14 protein-coding genes are annotated in these 15,228 nt (G+C 70.7%); 8 read left to right on the forward strand and 6 right to left on the reverse strand.

From position 1 onward, the window contains the following. Positions 1-240: 240 nt before the first annotated feature. Together ACGFRB_RS02110 and ACGFRB_RS02115 are read left to right on the forward strand one after the other, a co-directional pair. Entirely contained in the window at positions 241-1,551 is a 1,311-nt protein-coding gene (locus ACGFRB_RS02110; RefSeq protein ID WP_393237798.1) for an LPXTG cell wall anchor domain-containing protein, read from the forward strand. A gap of 681 nt (positions 1,552-2,232) precedes the next feature. Beyond that, positions 2,233-3,534 carry an LPXTG cell wall anchor domain-containing protein gene (locus tag ACGFRB_RS02115; RefSeq protein WP_393237801.1) on the forward strand — a complete coding sequence of 434 codons (1,302 nt, stop codon included), beginning with the start codon at positions 2,233-2,235 and terminating at the stop codon, positions 3,532-3,534. Positions 3,535-3,702: 168 nt separating this feature from the next. Here the strand turns inward: ACGFRB_RS02115 and ACGFRB_RS02120 are convergent, their stop codons facing one another. Beyond that, entirely contained in the window at positions 3,703-5,778 is a 2,076-nt protein-coding gene (locus ACGFRB_RS02120) for a CocE/NonD family hydrolase (RefSeq protein ID WP_393237803.1), read from the reverse strand. Between the two features lie 699 nt (positions 5,779-6,477). Here ACGFRB_RS02120 and ACGFRB_RS02125 point away from each other — a divergent pair. Together ACGFRB_RS02125 and ACGFRB_RS02130 are read left to right on the forward strand one after the other, a co-directional pair. After that, the gene (locus tag ACGFRB_RS02125; protein WP_363002536.1) at positions 6,478-7,488 is read left to right on the forward strand and encodes a polyprenyl synthetase family protein; all 1,011 of its coding nucleotides are present in this window, start codon (positions 6,478-6,480) and stop codon (positions 7,486-7,488) included. A gap of 349 nt (positions 7,489-7,837) precedes the next feature. Beyond that, on the forward strand, positions 7,838-9,139 hold the full coding sequence (locus ACGFRB_RS02130; protein ID WP_393237806.1) for an outer membrane lipoprotein carrier protein LolA: 1,302 nt from the start codon (positions 7,838-7,840) through the stop codon (positions 9,137-9,139). A 167-nt stretch (positions 9,140-9,306) separates the two neighbouring features. Here ACGFRB_RS02130 and ACGFRB_RS02135 read toward each other — a convergent pair whose 3' ends face one another. Further along, complete coding sequence (locus ACGFRB_RS02135) at positions 9,307-10,632, reverse strand: M28 family peptidase (protein WP_393237809.1); 1,326 nt, start codon at positions 10,630-10,632, stop codon at positions 9,307-9,309. Positions 10,633-11,243: 611 nt separating this feature from the next. Between ACGFRB_RS02135 and ACGFRB_RS02140 the strand changes: the two genes are divergently transcribed. The 3 genes from ACGFRB_RS02140 (at position 11,244) to ACGFRB_RS02150 (ending at position 12,487) form a co-directional block, all read left to right on the forward strand. Beyond that, complete coding sequence (locus ACGFRB_RS02140; protein WP_393237812.1) at positions 11,244-11,501, forward strand: hypothetical protein; 258 nt, start codon at positions 11,244-11,246, stop codon at positions 11,499-11,501. Beyond that, positions 11,498-11,878 (forward strand): hypothetical protein, encoded by a 381-nt coding sequence (locus ACGFRB_RS02145; RefSeq protein ID WP_393237815.1) that lies wholly within the window; start codon positions 11,498-11,500, stop codon positions 11,876-11,878. Before ACGFRB_RS02140 ends, ACGFRB_RS02145 begins: the two co-directional genes overlap by 4 nt. Positions 11,879-12,016: 138 nt before the next feature. Beyond that, entirely contained in the window at positions 12,017-12,487 is a 471-nt protein-coding gene (locus ACGFRB_RS02150) for a MarR family transcriptional regulator (RefSeq protein ID WP_393237818.1), read from the forward strand. A gap of 176 nt (positions 12,488-12,663) precedes the next feature. On the opposite strand, the gene ACGFRB_RS02155 is transcribed toward ACGFRB_RS02150, so the two are convergent. The 3 genes from ACGFRB_RS02155 to ACGFRB_RS02165 form a co-directional block, all read right to left on the reverse strand. Next, positions 12,664-13,356, reverse strand: a complete 693-nt coding sequence (locus ACGFRB_RS02155) for a GNAT family N-acetyltransferase (RefSeq protein WP_393237821.1) — start codon at positions 13,354-13,356, stop codon at positions 12,664-12,666. Between the two features lie 104 nt (positions 13,357-13,460). Further along, positions 13,461-13,682 (reverse strand): hypothetical protein, encoded by a 222-nt coding sequence (locus ACGFRB_RS02160; RefSeq protein WP_363002548.1) that lies wholly within the window; start codon positions 13,680-13,682, stop codon positions 13,461-13,463. 97 nt (positions 13,683-13,779) lie between these two features. Then, positions 13,780-14,187, reverse strand: a complete 408-nt coding sequence (locus ACGFRB_RS02165) for a hypothetical protein (RefSeq protein WP_393237824.1) — start codon at positions 14,185-14,187, stop codon at positions 13,780-13,782. A gap of 235 nt (positions 14,188-14,422) precedes the next feature. Here ACGFRB_RS02165 and ACGFRB_RS02170 point away from each other — a divergent pair, with 235 nt between their 5' ends. After that, entirely contained in the window at positions 14,423-14,719 is a 297-nt protein-coding gene (locus ACGFRB_RS02170; RefSeq protein ID WP_363002552.1) for a hypothetical protein, read from the forward strand. A 188-nt stretch (positions 14,720-14,907) separates the two neighbouring features. Here ACGFRB_RS02170 and ACGFRB_RS02175 read toward each other — a convergent pair whose 3' ends face one another. Next, the gene (locus tag ACGFRB_RS02175; protein ID WP_363002554.1) at positions 14,908-15,120 is read right to left on the reverse strand and encodes a cold-shock protein; all 213 of its coding nucleotides are present in this window, start codon (positions 15,118-15,120) and stop codon (positions 14,908-14,910) included. Positions 15,121-15,228: the final 108 nt, after the last annotated feature.

Raw genomic sequence — 15,228 nt, forward strand, 5'->3', positions numbered from 1 at the left:
GGGGCGAGCCGTAGCGAGTGAATGGCATGTGTCACACAGAAAGTGCGGCCTCCGTGGGCAACTGACCGGATTCTTGGCATATGCCGGAGCCGGGTGCGTCCACATCCCCCTTCTGTGAACATTTCGCCGTCTTACGATGAACGGGATGGCGCGCCGCGTGAGTTGGCCCGCTGGCGCGGCCACCCCCCCTCAGACAACAGGTTGTTTTTGCTTCTTCGATTCGACCAGAAAAGGTCCCTTGTGAAGATTCGAGGTATCGCGGCGATCGCCGTGGCCGCCGCCGTGACCGCTCCGGCGCTGTTCCTTTCCGCCGCGCCCGCGTTCGCCGACCCCGAGCCGGCCCCCAGCGCGAGCAAGTCCGTCGATGAGGTCTATGAGGAGCTGAAGCAGGCGGTGGCCGCCGCCAAGGCCGCACTCGACAAGGCCGTGAAGGCCGAAGAGGCGGCCACGGGCGCCGTGGAGGCGCTCGTCAAGGCGGATCACCCGCTGGCGGTCGCCGCCGAGGCGGCCGAGAAGGCGTCCAAGGACGCGGCTGCCGCGAAGAGCGCCGCCGACGCGGCGCTGGCCGCTGCCGAGAAGGCGCTGGCCGAGCTGCCCGAGGGGGCCTCGGAGGAGGAGAAGGCCGGGGCGCGGCAGGCCGTCGACACGGCGAAGAGCGCTGCCGCCACCGCCGAGGCCACCGCCGGCGCCAAGGCGGCCGAGGCCGCCGCCGCGGGCAAGGCCCTCGATGACGCGCGCGTCGCGGCTACCCGGGCCCTGCATCTGGCCCAGCAGGACCGGATCGCGGCCGAGGAGGCGCTGGCCAAGGCCGAGAAGGCGCTCAACAGCGCACCGGGCGGCGAGCCGACGCCGGGTGAGCCCCAGCCGGAGTGCCGCTGGAGGAGCGGGGAATTCCCCGCCACTCTCACCGGGCCGGAGCGGATCGCGCGCGGTTCGAGCGCGGTGTTCACCTACCGCCTGACCAACGCGAGCAGCACCAACTTCAAGAAGGTCTCCGTCGAATTCGACGCCTACGGACGCGAGGGCAAGCACCGGGAGGTCTTCCCCGTGGAGTGGGCCTTCGCCAACAGCTCTTCGTGGAGGCAGGTTCCGGCTCTGGGGAACAGGTTCTCCATTGGCGCCCTGGCCTCGGGTAAGTCCGTCGACCTCAAACTGAAGGTCTCGGTCGACGCCAAGTCCACCCTCCACAGGGGCTGGATCGTCGCCCTTGCCGAGTGGAGGAACGACGAGAAGACCTGCGGCGAGTCCGACGGCAGTTACCCCACGTTCGACATCGTCAAGGCGGGCAAGCCCGGGTCCGGCACCGGCTCTGACGGCGGCCACGGCACCAACGGTTCCACCGGTGGCTCGAACAGCGGCGGGAACGGCAACAGCTCCCCGCAGGGCGGTTCCGGCACCACCCCGGTGAACACCACCTCCAGCGGCAACCTCGCGAGCACGGGCGCGGGCTCGTCCACGCTTCCGTTCGCCCTCGCGGGCGGTGCGGCCGTGGTCCTGGGTGGGGGCGCGATGGTGATGGTCCGTCGCCGAAAGGCCGGCGTGAGCGCCTGAGCGCGTATGGGGACGGCTCGTGAAGAGCCGTTGAGCTGAAGTGGCGCAGAAGGGGCTGTTCCGGAATTCCGGAACAGCCCCTCATCTCGTTGGAACGTGCATGTAATTCTCTTGCCGTAGAGCGATGGTGACTTTCGGTCAGGCGCTTGACTCGGCGGCCCCCCGCATGTGGAATTGACTCTTCCCGTGCCGAGTGAAATGCGGCCCTTCCGCTGCCGGTGGCCGCGAGCGGGCACCGGGCCCGCCCCGTGGGTCGCGTACGTCTCGACCGCGCCCGACATGAGGTCCAAGCCGTCCGGATGACCCCGGCCGTCGCTGCGGCACGAGTGCCCCCTAATCGCCGCTCGCCCAGTGCCGCCAGTGGTTCCGTCCAGTCGCGAGGGCGTGAGGCGGGGCCGGGACGGCCCGTCCGGACACCGATGCGACGCCGGGGTGCGGATGACATGAGTCACACAGAAAGTGCGGCCTCCGTGGGCAACTGTCCCGGTTTTCGGCATATGTGCCGCGAGTGAAGTCACCGTGTCGACATATGCCGGCGCCACACGCCCCAATACCCCTATTCCACGGCCTTATTCCAGTCATACGATTACCGGGACGCCGCGCCGCGTGAGTTGACCCGCTGGTGCGGCCACCCACATACAACTGGCCGTATTTTCTTCGTCCGACCAGAAAAGGTCCCTTGTGAAGATTCGTCGTATTGCCGCGACCGCCGTGGCCGCCGCCGTGACCGCTCCGGCTCTGTTCCTTTCCGCCGCGCCCGCGTTCGCCGACACCAAGCCGGCCGCCGGTGCGAGCCAGACCGCCGACGCGCCCTCCATCCACGACCTGGAGCTGGCGCTCGCCGCCGCCGAGGCCGCCTACGAGACGGCCAAGAAGAACGTCGCCAAGGCCGACGCCGCCCTGGAGGCCCTGACCAAGGCCGACCACCCGCTGGCCGTCGCCCTCGTGGACGCGAAGAAGGCGTCCGACGAGGCCGCCGCCGCGAAGACCGCCGCCGACGCGGCCGTCACCAAGGCCGAGCAGGACCTGGCCGCGCTGCCGGAGGACGCCACCGACGAGCAGAAGGCCGCGGCCCAGAAGCTCGTCGACGACGCGAAGACCGCGGCCACCGCCGCCCAGGCCACCGCGACCGCCAAGGCCGCCGAGGTCGTCTCCGCTCAGAAGGCCCTGGACGACGCGCGCGTCGCCGCGGCCACCGCTCTGAGCGAGGCCCGCAAGGCAGAGAAGACCGCCGAGAAGGCGGTCGAGGACGCCGAGAAGGCGCTGGACGAGGCCGAGGGGAGCCTGCCGGACGACTGCCCGACGGACAAGAACCTCGGCACCTCCCTCACCGGCCCGAGCAAGATCGCGGTCGGCTCCAGCGGCGTCTTCACCTTCCGGGTGACCAACAAGGGCACGACGTCGTACGACGAGGTCGGCGGCTACGCCGCCGCCTTCGCCATGACGAACAGCTACGACTGGCAGGACCTCGGCATCACGTGGTCCACCGCCGGCACGTCGTGGAAGGCGCTGGACGACGAGGAGGGCTTCCACAGCGGTGCCCCCCTGGCCGGCGGCAAGTCCGTCGACTTCAAGCTGAAGGTCTCCGTTCCGGCCAAGACCAAGGTCGGTGACGGCGCGGTCATGGCGCTCGGCCTGCGTGTCAACAAGGACGTGGACTGCGGTTCCGCGGCCGACGTCAACTCCGCGACGTTCAGCATCGTCAAGCCCGCCAAGCCCGGTTCCGGTAACAACAACGGCACCAACGGCGGTCACAGCAACAACGGTTCCACCGGTGGTTCGAGCAACAGCGGGAACGGCAACAGCACCCCGCAGGGCGGCACCTCCACCACCCCGGTGAACACCACCTCCAGCGGCAGCCTCGCCAACACCGGCGCGGGCTCGTCCACGCTTCCGTTCGCCCTCGCGGGCGGCGCGGCCGTGGTCCTGGGCGCGGGCGCGATGGTGATGGTCCGTCGTCGCAAGGCCGGCATGGGTGCCTGATCGCCGAACCGAGGCGAACGGCTCGTGCTCGTACCCGCGCTCGTGAAGAACCGGTGAGCTGAAGCAGTGCGCGAAGGGGCTGTTCCGGACTTCCGGAACAGCCCCTTCGCGCTGGGCCCGTGCGGCGGACGATGCCCGCCGGCGGGCCCTCGGCCGGGCGGCGGCGGCTCACCCCGCTGTCCGCGGAATCCGTTCCTCCCATGTCCGGTGGAACACGACCTCCCCGCCCTCCCGGCAGACCACCTCGTCCGACGTCAGGAACGCGTCCGCGTCGCACGCGATCTCCGACCGGGTCTCGATCCGTACGTCCCAGGCCGCCTCGGGCCGGTGCAGCCGGATCGACCACCGCGACCGGGTACGGGCGGACAGCGGGTCCTTCTCGCCGATCGTGTACGTCTCGACGGCGTCCTCCGTGAACTCCAGGCCGTCCGGGTGGACCCGGGTTCCTCCGCGGCGCGGGCCGTCCTCCAGCCGCCACTCGCCCCTCGCGACGTCCCGCACCACCAGCCGCTCCGGCCGGGGCTCCTCCAGGGTGGCGGGCCGGCTCACGCCCAGCGGCGCGGACTGCTCGGGCTCGCCGAACTCGACCGCGTCCTCCGTACGCGCGCGCAGGGGCAGCGTGAGCGACGAACCGGCCGGGTCGAGGGTGAAACCACCCGTGTCGGGCTGGGGCCACAGCCAGGGCCAGTACGCGGAGGAGACGGCCAGCCGGATGCGGTGACCGGGCGGGAAGGCGTGGCCGGTGCCGTTCAGTTCGAAGACGTAGTCCTCCCACGCGCCGACGTCCGCCTCGACGGCCCGGTCCCGGCCGTAGCGGGCCGAGAGATTGAGCGCGCCGCGGGTGACGAGGGTGGACGTGCCGTCGGGCGCGACGTCGCACAGCCGGGCCACGACCTGCCCGGTCGGCGCGTGCGCGCGCAGCGAGAGCCGTACCGCCGGCCGCCCCAGGATCTCGATCGCCGCCCCGCGCCCGTCCCCGTCCCTGACCTCGCCCCCGCCCCAGCCCTCTTCCCCTCCCGCTTCCCCTCCCGCTTCCGCTCCCGCTTCCGGTACGGGGAAGTCGAAGCAGGCCGAGTAGGCGTCCTCGGCGCGCTGGTCGGGCGGCAGGTCGCCGTCGTCGCCGCAGGGGAGGAAGCGGCCCGCGTCGAGCCCGGTGTGCTGCGGCGAGTCCACGACGACCGGCACGCCCCGGAGGGCGTACGCGACGGGCGTGACGTGCGGCGACGGCCAGGCCGGATCGGTGACCCAGCGACCCGCCGACTCTTCGCCCACCGTGGCGGGCGGGTGCGACGCGCTGATCCACGAGCGCAGCAGCGGCTCGGCCATCACGTCGTTGTCCACGCCCTTGAGGTGGTGGTCCCACCAGCGCAGCGTCTCTTGAAGGAAGCCGATCGCAGGGCCGGACGTCAGCCCGCGGTCCGGGTACTGGTGCGACCAGGGCCCGATGATGCCGCGCACCCGGTCCTGAGGCAGGTGCTCGACGAGCCGGAGGACGGTGTCGCGGTACGGGTCGCGCCGGCCGCCGACGGCGAGCACGGCGGCCCGGATCGCGGAGTGGCTCTCGCGGACGTTGCCGCGCCGCCAGTAGTCGTCGCGGGTCTGGTGGGCGAGCCAGGTGGGGAGGAAGGGCCGCAGGGCCGCCAGGCGTTCGAGCCACATCGCGCGCCACTTCTCGCCCACGTACCGGGGGTCCGGCGGGCGGGCGGCGAAGGCGAGCAGCGTCGCGGCCCAGGCGGGCATGCCGGCGGCGAGGACGGAGCCGCCCAGGTAGTACGTGCCGTCGTCGTAGCGGTCGTCGGTCGAGCAGACGGTGACGACCGCCTTCAGCGGCGCGGGCGCGAGGGCGGCGATCCGGAGCGAGTTGGAGCCGCCCCACCCGATGCCCAGCATGCCGACGTTTCCGTCGCACCAGGGCTGCGCGGCGAGCCATTCGACGACGGCCACACCATCGGCGAGTTCGACGGCGTCGTAGGCGTCGCCGGGCAGCCCCTCGCTGTTGCCGTGGCCGCGTACGTCGACGCGTACGGAGGCGTAGCCGTGGCCCGCGTACCAGGGGTGGCGCTGCCAGTCGCGCGCCGCGGTCCGGTCGGTGAGGCGGTACGGCAGGTATTCGAGCAGCGCCGGTACGGGGGTGTCGGTGAGCGGCCGCCATACGCGCGCGTACAGCCCGGTCCCGTCCGGCAGCGGGATCCGGAGGTCCTCGTGGCGGGTGTCGTAGGGGAAGTCGGTGCGGATCTTCGTCATCGGCGGGTCACCTCGGGACTCGGGACTCGGAACTCGGGCTCGGGTCGACCGACAGTCGGGACAAAATACGTGCTCTTGGTCGTATCAGATGATCAGGAACATACCGTGGGTGACGGGCAAGGCGCCGCAATTCGAACAGTGTTCGTGCCGAGCGCGCGGCGCCCGCACCGCTCGCGACGTGCGGCGGTGGGACGAGAGGGGGGAGTGGAAGGGGGGTGTCCGGTCTCCGGGTGGGCCGCTCCGTGGACGCGTACGTCAACACCGGTACCGCAGGAGAGTGGACGGATCTCGGCCGGGTCGCGGGTGGCTTGTCCGCGTGGACGGGGAGTCGGTCCGGGCGTCCGGCCTCTGGCGCGGCTCCGTCCCGCGCCTGCCCGACCCCGGTCGCGCCGCCGTCCCGCCCTTGTCCCGCCCTGGGTCGGGGGCCGGAAACGGAGGCTGTCGTACCGGCTCCGCCAGGTGTGCGCGGCGACCGTGCAGCAGTGAGAATAAAACGCTCATTTATTGGCAGATTATGTGATCAAAGACATGTGGGGCGACGGGCGGGTGCCCACAGTGATCGAAACATGACCGGATACGCTGGCTTGAGTGAATCGACCGACACATCGACAATCCGAGTGACCATCCGGGTGACGTGCGAGTGTCGGCGCCCGTACGGACAGCGCAGTAGCCAGGCTTCAGCAGACAGGAGATCCCCTCGTGACCGTCGTCGGGCCGTTCGGTCTTAGCGTGCGGGACCAGGCTCTCGAAGCCGATGTCCAGACCGGTCTGGCCGCCGTGGAGGCCGGCCTCCTGGAGGCCACCAAGAGCGAGGTGCCGTTCATCACCGAGGCCGCCCAGCACCTGGTGCTGGCGGGCGGCAAGCGGTTCCGTCCGCTCCTCGTGATGCTCGCGGCCCAGTTCGGCGACCCCTACGCCCCGGGCGTCGTGCCCTCGGCCGTCGTCGTCGAACTGACCCACCTCGCGACGCTCTACCACGACGACGTCATGGACGAGGCGGCCGTACGGCGCGGTGTCGACAGCGCCAACAGCCGCTGGGGCAACTCGCTGGCCGTCCTCACCGGCGACTTCCTCTTCGCCCGCGCCAGCCACACCCTCGCGGACCTCGGCCCCGAGGCCGTCCGGATCCAGGCCGAGGCGTTCGAGCGGCTCGTGACCGGCCAGATCCTGGAGACCGCCGGCCCGCAGGAGGGCCGCGACCCGGTCGCGCACTACCTCGACGTCCTCAGTGGCAAGACCGGTTCGCTCGTCGCCGTCTCCTGCCGCTTCGGCGCCATGATGGCCGGGGCCGACGAGTCCGCCGTCGAGATCCTCACCCAGTACGGGGAGCGGCTCGGCGTCGCCTTCCAGCTCGCCGACGACGTCCTCGACATCGCCTCCGACTCCCACGAGTCCGGCAAGACCCCGGGCACCGACCTCCGGGAGGGCGTGCCCACCCTGCCGGTGCTCTACCTGCGTGCCGCGGCCGCCGCCGAGCAGCGGCCCGAGGACCTCGACCTGCTCGCCCTCATCGACGGCGACCTGACCGACGACGCCCGGCACGCCGAGGCCCTCGCCCGGCTGCGGGTCCACCCGGCCCTGGAGCGGGCCCGGCAGGACACGCTGCGGTACGCCGAGGAGGCGCGCGCGATGCTGGCGCCGCTGCCCGAGGGGTACGCGAAGGCGGCCCTGGCGGAGATGTGCGACGCGGTGGTGCACCGCGCGGGCTGACCGTGCGTGGGGCGCCCATGGGCGCATCGCCTCTGTGGGGCCCGGCCATGTGCGTACCACCCATGTACGGACGGTCCATGTGCGCACCGCCCGTGTACGTATCACCCGCATGCGGATGGTCCATGTGCGGACCGACCATGGGTGAACCGGCCACGTGGGCGGCCGCCCCGGTGCCACAAGTCCTGTCCCTGGCTTACCGGTTCCCTCGCTAGCCGAACGGCGGGGTGATCTCCGGGTGAGGTCATCCTGGAGAGGTATGCGGGGTTGGGCCCCGCGGCTGACGATTCCGCGTCCGTGCCCTGGTGGGATGGAGACATCGACCACGCAGGACATGGAGGTGGCGCACATCATGGCAACGCAGCGCAAGGCGAGCCGTTACATCGTTCCAGTAGCGGTGGCCGGAGTGGCCGCGGCGACCATCGGTCTCGTCCCGGCACTCGCGGCGTCCGGTGACCCGGATCTGCCCGACGTCACGGCACAGCAGCTCATAGAGAAGATCGCGGCGTCGGACACGCAGACCCTCTCCGGCACCTTCACCATCAGCACGGACCTCGGCCTGCCGTCCTTCGCCGGGATGCTCCCGTCCGGTGCCCTGACCGGTGGCGGCGGCGCGGGTGCCGACCCGTCGGCGAAGCTGACCGAGCTGGTGTCCGGCTCGCACACGCTGCGCGTCGCGGCGGACGGCCCGGACCGGCAGCGTCTGACGGTCCTCGATGGCTCGGACGAGTACACCCTGGTCCACAACGGCGACGAGGTCTGGGCGTACGACAGCAAGTCCCACGAGGCCTTCCACCAGAAGGGCGCGGCGTTCGCCGAGGGCAAGGGCAAGGGCAAGAACAGGGGCGAGAACGGGGCTCCCAAGAGGGAGCACGCCCCCGAGGGCATGCCCGCCACCCCCAAGGAGCTGGCGGACCAGGTCCTGAAGGCCGCGGGCGACACCACCTCGATCGAGGTCGGCGGTACGGCGAAGGTGGCCGGCCGGGACGCGTACCAGCTGGTGATCAAGCCGAAGCAGAGCGGCTCGATGGTCGACTCGGTGAAGATCGCGGTGGACTCCTCGACCGGCACCCCGCTGAAGTTCACGCTGTCCTCGGTGGACGGCGGCAAGCCGGTCGTCGACGCGGGCTTCACGAAGGTGGACTTCGGCAAGCCGGAGGCGTCGGCCTTCGACTTCAAGGCCCCGAAGGGCGCCAAGGTGACGGAGGGCGCCGGGGAGAAGGCGGACGGCTTCGGCCCGTTCGGCAAGGACGGTAAGGCCGGCAAGGACGGCAAGCACGAGCTGCCGGACGGCATGCACAAGGGCTTTGGCGGCCCCCTTGGCTCGCTCCTGGGCGTCCCCGGTCTGGACGGCAAGGGCGGGAAGGCCGGGAAGGACGGTCTGAACCACCCGGAGATCGTCGGCGAGGGCTGGACCACCATCGCGAAGCTCGACACCGGTGCCTCGGTGCCGAAGACCAAGGACGTTCCGAAGGAGGTCCAGGGCTTCCTGGACGGCTTCGGCGACAAGGTCAGCGGCACGTTCGGGCACGGCACCGTCTTCAAGACGAAGATCGTCAACGTCCTCATGACCGACGACGGCCGGGTCTACGTCGGCGCGGTGACCCCGAAGAAGCTCGTGGACACCGCGAACGCCGGGAACGCCGCCAAGTAACACCCGGCGGCTTCTGGGAAGTTGGGGCCCGGGTGGGTCGGGTCCATGGTCACCGGCCCACCCGGGAGTTCATGAGGTGCCGCGACGCGAAGGCGTCGGCGGAGGTGCCGGCGAACGAGCCGGCGGACGAGCCCCGGAGGTGAAGACACCTCCGGGGCCGAAGTCCCTTACGGGAACGTCAGCTTGAAGTTGTTGATGTAGCCGCTGTCGCCCGTGAACATGTCCTGCACCCGCAGTGTCCAGGTACCGTTCGCGGCCATCGCGGTCGCGTTGACCGAGTACGACTCCTGCACGTTGGCGGCCGAGTCGCTGACGTTCGCCGTCTTCAGGCCGTAGACCGTTCCGTTGGGGGCGATGAGGTCGATCTTGAGGTCGCCGCGCCAGGGGTGGACGATGTCCACGCCAACCTGGAGGTTGGTCGGCCCGTTGCCGGTCATTCCGGTGACGGTGACCGAGCTCGTTACCCCAGGGCCGCCGTCCGGGATCGGCACGTCGGTGGAGTTCTCGAAGACCTTGCCGGTCGACGGCGGGGTGCTGCTTCCGCCCGACAGGGTCCACACGGCGTACGCGATGGCGTCGGAGTGCCGGTCGAGACCGGTGTCGTTGATGTTCGCGAGGGTGTCGCAGGACGCGTGGTAGCAGCGGTCGAAGGCGAGGCCCGACGTGCCGCCCCACTTCTGCGCCTGCGCGGCCGTCTTGATGTAGTCGGCGCCCGAGAAGAGCCCGCCGACGGGGATGCCCGCGTTCTTGAAAGGGGCGTGGTCCGAGCGGCCGTCGCCCTCGGTCTCGATCTCCGTGGGGACGCCGATGCCCGCGAAGTAGGTCTTGAAGGTCTGCTCGATGGTGGGGTCGTCGTCGTAGACGAAGTAGCCCGGGTTCGGCGAGCCGATCATGTCGAAGTTGAGATAGCCGCTGATCTTTGAACGGTCGGCCGTGGGCAGGTTGTTGAGGTAGTACTTCGAGCCGACCATGCCCAGCTCCTCGGCGCCCCACCAGGCGAACCGCAGGTGCTTCGTGGGCTGGTACTGCGTACGGGAGACGGTCAGCGCCGTTTCGAGGATCGCCGCCGAGCCGGACCCGTTGTCGTTGATCCCGGGTCCCGCGGTCACCGAGTCGAGGTGCGCGCCGGACATGACGACCTGGTTCGTGTCGCCGCCCGGCCAGTCGGCGATCAGGTTGTAGCCGGTGGCGCCGCTGGAGGTGAACTGCTGGAGCGTGGTGGTGAATCCGGCCGCGTCGAGCTTCGCCTTCACGAAGTCGACCGACGCCTTGTAGCCGGTACGGCCGTGCGCCCGGTTGCCGCCGTTGGCGGTGGCGATCGACTGGAGGTCGGTGAGGTGCTGCTTGACGTTGGCCACGGATATGTCGGGCGGGGTGACGGCGAGGGCGCCGGTGGCGCCGGCCGGCTGCGCACCGGCGGGCGCGGCGGCGAAGGCGCCCACGGCGAGCGCGGACGCGGCGAGGACTGCGGAAAGTCTCGCGGAGATCTTCATGTGTGGGGGCTCCGGATTCCGAACTGGGGATGGGACGGAACGTGCGAGCGCCTCGCGACACGGGTGGTGCGCGAGGCGTTGTTGCTGTGCGGAGCTGTGCGATGTCGTACGGGTGCGCCGGGCCGCGCCTTGACGCGCGGTGCAGCGTGTGACGAATGTTCGACCCCAGTACAAGCGATCGTCAAGACGCAATCCGGTCACGGGCGTTCGCTCAACGGACACCTCCTGTTCGGACGGTCGGCGCCTTTCGGCTCGGTCGGCCGCATCCTCGCGCTCATGTCACTGATCGTTCCAGCCGGCACCCCCGCCGGAGAACGATCCCGGCACGCCCGACGTGCATGCGGAGGATCCTTCCGGCAGCGACGGAGAGGGGGCGCGACGGGCTTCCCAGCGTTCAGCAGACACGACCCGACCGTGAGAGCCGCCCGGCATGTCCCGAATGACACCTATGCACCCTTGCGTGCTGCCCCGTACCGCTCTTCCCGCTCCTCGCGCGCGTCACCGACCGCCTCGCGCACCCCGCCTCTCCTCACCGGGCGGTTAGGGCTCGGCATGGGTACGGGTACGTACCCGTACCCTGTAGGGTGGATTGCGTGGAAAGGAGAACGGCGATGTCCGATGCCAATATCCGCATCCCCGAGGAAGCGCGGGACCGTCTGGCCGCCGTGGCCGCCGACGAGGGCCTGTCGCTGCGCGCCTATCTCGCCCGGCTTGCCGACACCGTCCTGACGTCGACCGAGCGCGCCGAACGGGCGGCCAAGGCCAGGATCGCCCTCGCGGCATGGGCTGGGTACAACCCCACGGCCGCCGAAGTGGCCGCCCTCGACGACGAGCTCGACCGTCGCCTCGCGCAGGTGCAGCGCCCATGACCGAGATCTTGCACATCGTCCTGGACGAGACGGCGATGGCTGCCGCCGGAAGTGGCAATGTCCTGGCCTCTCGCCTCATCCATCGTGCGCATATCGAGCCCGGCTGGTACCTCTATGTGCCCGCCTGCGCGCTTGTCGAGGTCGACCGCGTCCGGCCCGGCACTGCCGAGCATCTGGTCGCGCTGCCGGGGATTACGGTTCTCGACCTCGATCTGCCCGCTGTCCTCGCCGTCGCGCGGCAGGACAGCTGGGCTCAGGCGCACGCTCAGTATGCGGCTCAGCCCACCCCCGACCGCCCTGACGGGGCGATCGTGGCCACCGTCGTCCCCGAACGCTGGAAGGGTGAAGCGGTCCGAGTGCTGGATCTCAGTCCCTGACGGAGCTGCTGACGGAGTTCTCGGCGGACGCGTGCGCGAAGACGGTCGATGTCGCGCCCGCCGCCTTCAACCTCCTTGATCTCAACTTGGGTTGAGGTCTTACGGTCGTCGCATCCTGACGATCTCTGGAGGCATGACATGAGCGTGCGGCTCAAGGAGTACACGCACGAGGAGCTGGCCGGGCAGCCCATCGGGGCCTGGACCGCCGAGGTGGCGCGGCGGGTGACCGGGGCGATCCGGGAGCGGTTGGCGGTGGAGGAGCTGACGCAGCCGCACTGGTGGACGCTGAACCACGCGGCCGGCGGGCCGGGGAAGTGGAACCGCGCGACGCTGACCGCCCGGCTGGAGAAGTACGACGATCTCGGCATCGGCTTCGACGGGGTCTACGACGACCTCGTCGCGCGCGGCTGGCTCACGGAAGACGCCGCCACCGGGGCCATGACGCTGACCGAGGCGGGGGAGGCCGGCCGGACCCGGGCCAGGGAACGGCTCACACCCGTGCTCCAGCGGACCCACGAGGGGGTGGACCCGGCCGACTTCGTGACGACCGTCAACGTGCTGCGCCGTATGGTCGCCAACCTCGGCGGCGACGGCGATCTGCCCGCGTGAGGTCCGGCGGGTCTTGTCGGCGGCGGCAGTCGCTCCGCAGGGGGCGCGGCGAGGCGGGGCCGAGGCCGGGTACGGGGGTCCGGGCCTCGGCGGTCCTTGTCGGACGGCGTGGCGGCCACCGGGCCGTGGACGACCGCGCCCCCGTGATGGCCGCGCCTGCCCCTGGCGGCCCCGCCCTACTCGACCGTGGCGGCGGTGACCGCCGGCCCCTGGGCGATCAGGACGTCGGCCGCGCGGTGCCAGCCGAGGGAGGAGTAGAGGAGCTGCCCTTCCTCGCTGGCGACGAGAAGGCCGGTGCGGGCGCCCTGGGATACGGCGGTCTCCGCGAGCGCGCTCATCAGCGCGCGGCCCAGGCCGCGCCGGCGGTGTGCCGGGTTCGTCTCGATGCGGTCGGGGACCGCGGCGGTACCGGAGACCGCGATCGTGCCGCGCGCGGCCACCGTCCCGGAGGGGTCGTACAGGGACACGACCGTGACCGGCCCCTCGGTGCGCACCTCGCGCTCGTACGGCGCCGCGGGCGCGTGGCGGGGGTGCGCGGTCAGGTCGGTCGTCATCAACCACTCGGAACGGAAGAGGAGTTCGAGCCCGGCGGCGTCCATGACGGCCTCCACGGCGTCGGGGCGCCGGGTCGCCACATGCAGCCAGGTGGTCCGCCGTGCCGCGGCGACGGCCGCCGCGAGGCGCTCGACGGACTCGGGTGCCTCGTCCGCCCGCAGCGCGAACAGCGCGACGTCGCGGCCGGGTTGGCGGCACTCGGACCGCAGCCCGTCCCCGGCGGGCTCGACCGGTTCCGCCTCGGGCAGGGAGCGGGCCAGGGTCCAGCCGCGCGTCCAGCGTTGTACCAGCTCTGGTTCGAAGGTGATGGCCATCCGGCGATCAGAGCACGGCCGCGACCGGCGGGCGAGCGAATAACCCACCCCGCCGGACCTGTTCCCTCGCGGCCCCTTCTCCCCAGCCCGGGGGAGGGCGAGGGTCAGCTCGCGTAGTGGACGTAGAGATCGCGCATGTTCGGATCGCCGGGGTACGCGAGGTCGCAGAAGTACTTGTCGATGTTGGGGTCGTTCGCCTGCATGGACTGGCCTCTGGCCTCGCATTCCCAGGTTCCGATCGCCCACGCCACCCGCTCCCACCTCTCGGCGGCGTGCGCGGCGGGGACGGCGGCGAACATCAGGCCGACGCCGGCGGCGACGGTCACGGAAACCTTGATCGACGTTCTGATCGACGTTCTGATCAATGTCTGGATCGGCGTCGAACGCATGACGGTCTCTCTTCTTCCGGGGCGGCTCGGGAGGTCAGGCCCCGGTCGGCGCGTCCTCGATGTCCGAGATGAGCTTGGTGGAGAGGTCGCTCTGCACGGCGAGCCGGGTGTGTCCGGCGTCGGGGCCGGTGCCCCAGGTCAGGGTGACCGTCGTGAACAGGTGCCCGGCGCCGGAGTCGTGGTAGCGCACCTCCCAGTGCGTGGGCACGTCCTGGGCGCGCAGCACGCCGTCGGCGTGGTTGGCCTCTTCCCAGGCCGCCAGCCGCTGCCGGAGGTCCTCGGTGAGGTAGTGCGCGCGGAGGTTCTCGCCGAGGTCGTCGGTGCCGTCGTCGACGGCGTCGATGTACGCGCCGTAGAAGTCGGCCACCCGGTCGACCGCCGAATCCGGGCTGCCGCTCCGTACCGGTGCGCCCGCCTGGGTCTCCGTGTCGATGTCTGTCATATGCCCTCCTCGGTGCGTGGCCTCAACCGGGGCCGTGGGGGACAACGAGCGCCCGCCCGCCCGCGCACCGGTCCTGGCGTGGTGTCGCCAACGTGATCACTCGATGGGCGGAAGGTCGCATAGACGATCTTTCATCTGATCAGAGTCCGTAGAGACCGCTATGGGCGGTTCGCGGATCCAGCGGAAGTCTCCGCGGCCTCCGCGACGGCTGAACAGAAGGGGTGGAGCAATGAGCATGATCCAGACCGGAAAGCTGAATCTGAGTTCGAACCAGCCTCAGGCGACGCAGGGCGGGAACACGTCGACGTTCACCAAGGTGACGTTCCCGACGCCGTTCCCGGCCGGCTCGGAGGTCATCGTGATTCCGTCGACCCAGACGTTCAACGGTCCGGACACGCCGGGCATCCGTATCGCGGACGTCACCCCCACGAGCTTTCTGATCCGTTTCAACGAGGTCCGGACGACCGGCGGCGGAAACAGCGACGGCCGGCACACGGAGGAGACGGTGGGCTGGATCGCCTCCACGGTCTGACGGCCGGTTCCTGTCCGGCGGGTCTCCGTCCGTCGGTCCCGGCCACCCGTGGCCGGCCCCGGGCCCTGATGGGGTCCCCCGCGACAGCGAGGGCCCCCGCCAGGCCTATGACCGTCGGATACGGAGGCCGGAGCCCAGGAGCCCGGGGTCCGGGCCCGGAAGGCGGTGCCGTTATCGGTGCCGACGGGTCAGCCGGCCACCTGGACCTTGTCGGCCTGCATGCCCTTCTGGCCCTGGACGGCCTCGAAGGTGACCGCCTGGCCCTCCTTCAGGGACTTGAAGCCGTTGCCTTCGATCGCACGGAAATGGACGAACAGATCAGCCCCGTTGTCCGGGGTGATGAAGCCGTAGCCCTTCTCGTCGTTGAACCACTTCACGATGCCGTTCTGGCGCTCCGCCATGTCTGCTGCTCCTGGATGGAATTCGTCGTCAAAGCGCCCCCCGCTCGACGCGAGGGGCGCCTGCCAGTTCTAAGCGCTATCGGGGAGAGACGGCGGCTGAACGAAGGG

Origin of the sequence: Streptomyces sp. NPDC048718 (genome assembly GCF_043198875.1) — a bacterium.
In the GTDB taxonomy this organism is placed as follows: domain Bacteria; phylum Actinomycetota; class Actinomycetes; order Streptomycetales; family Streptomycetaceae; genus Streptomyces.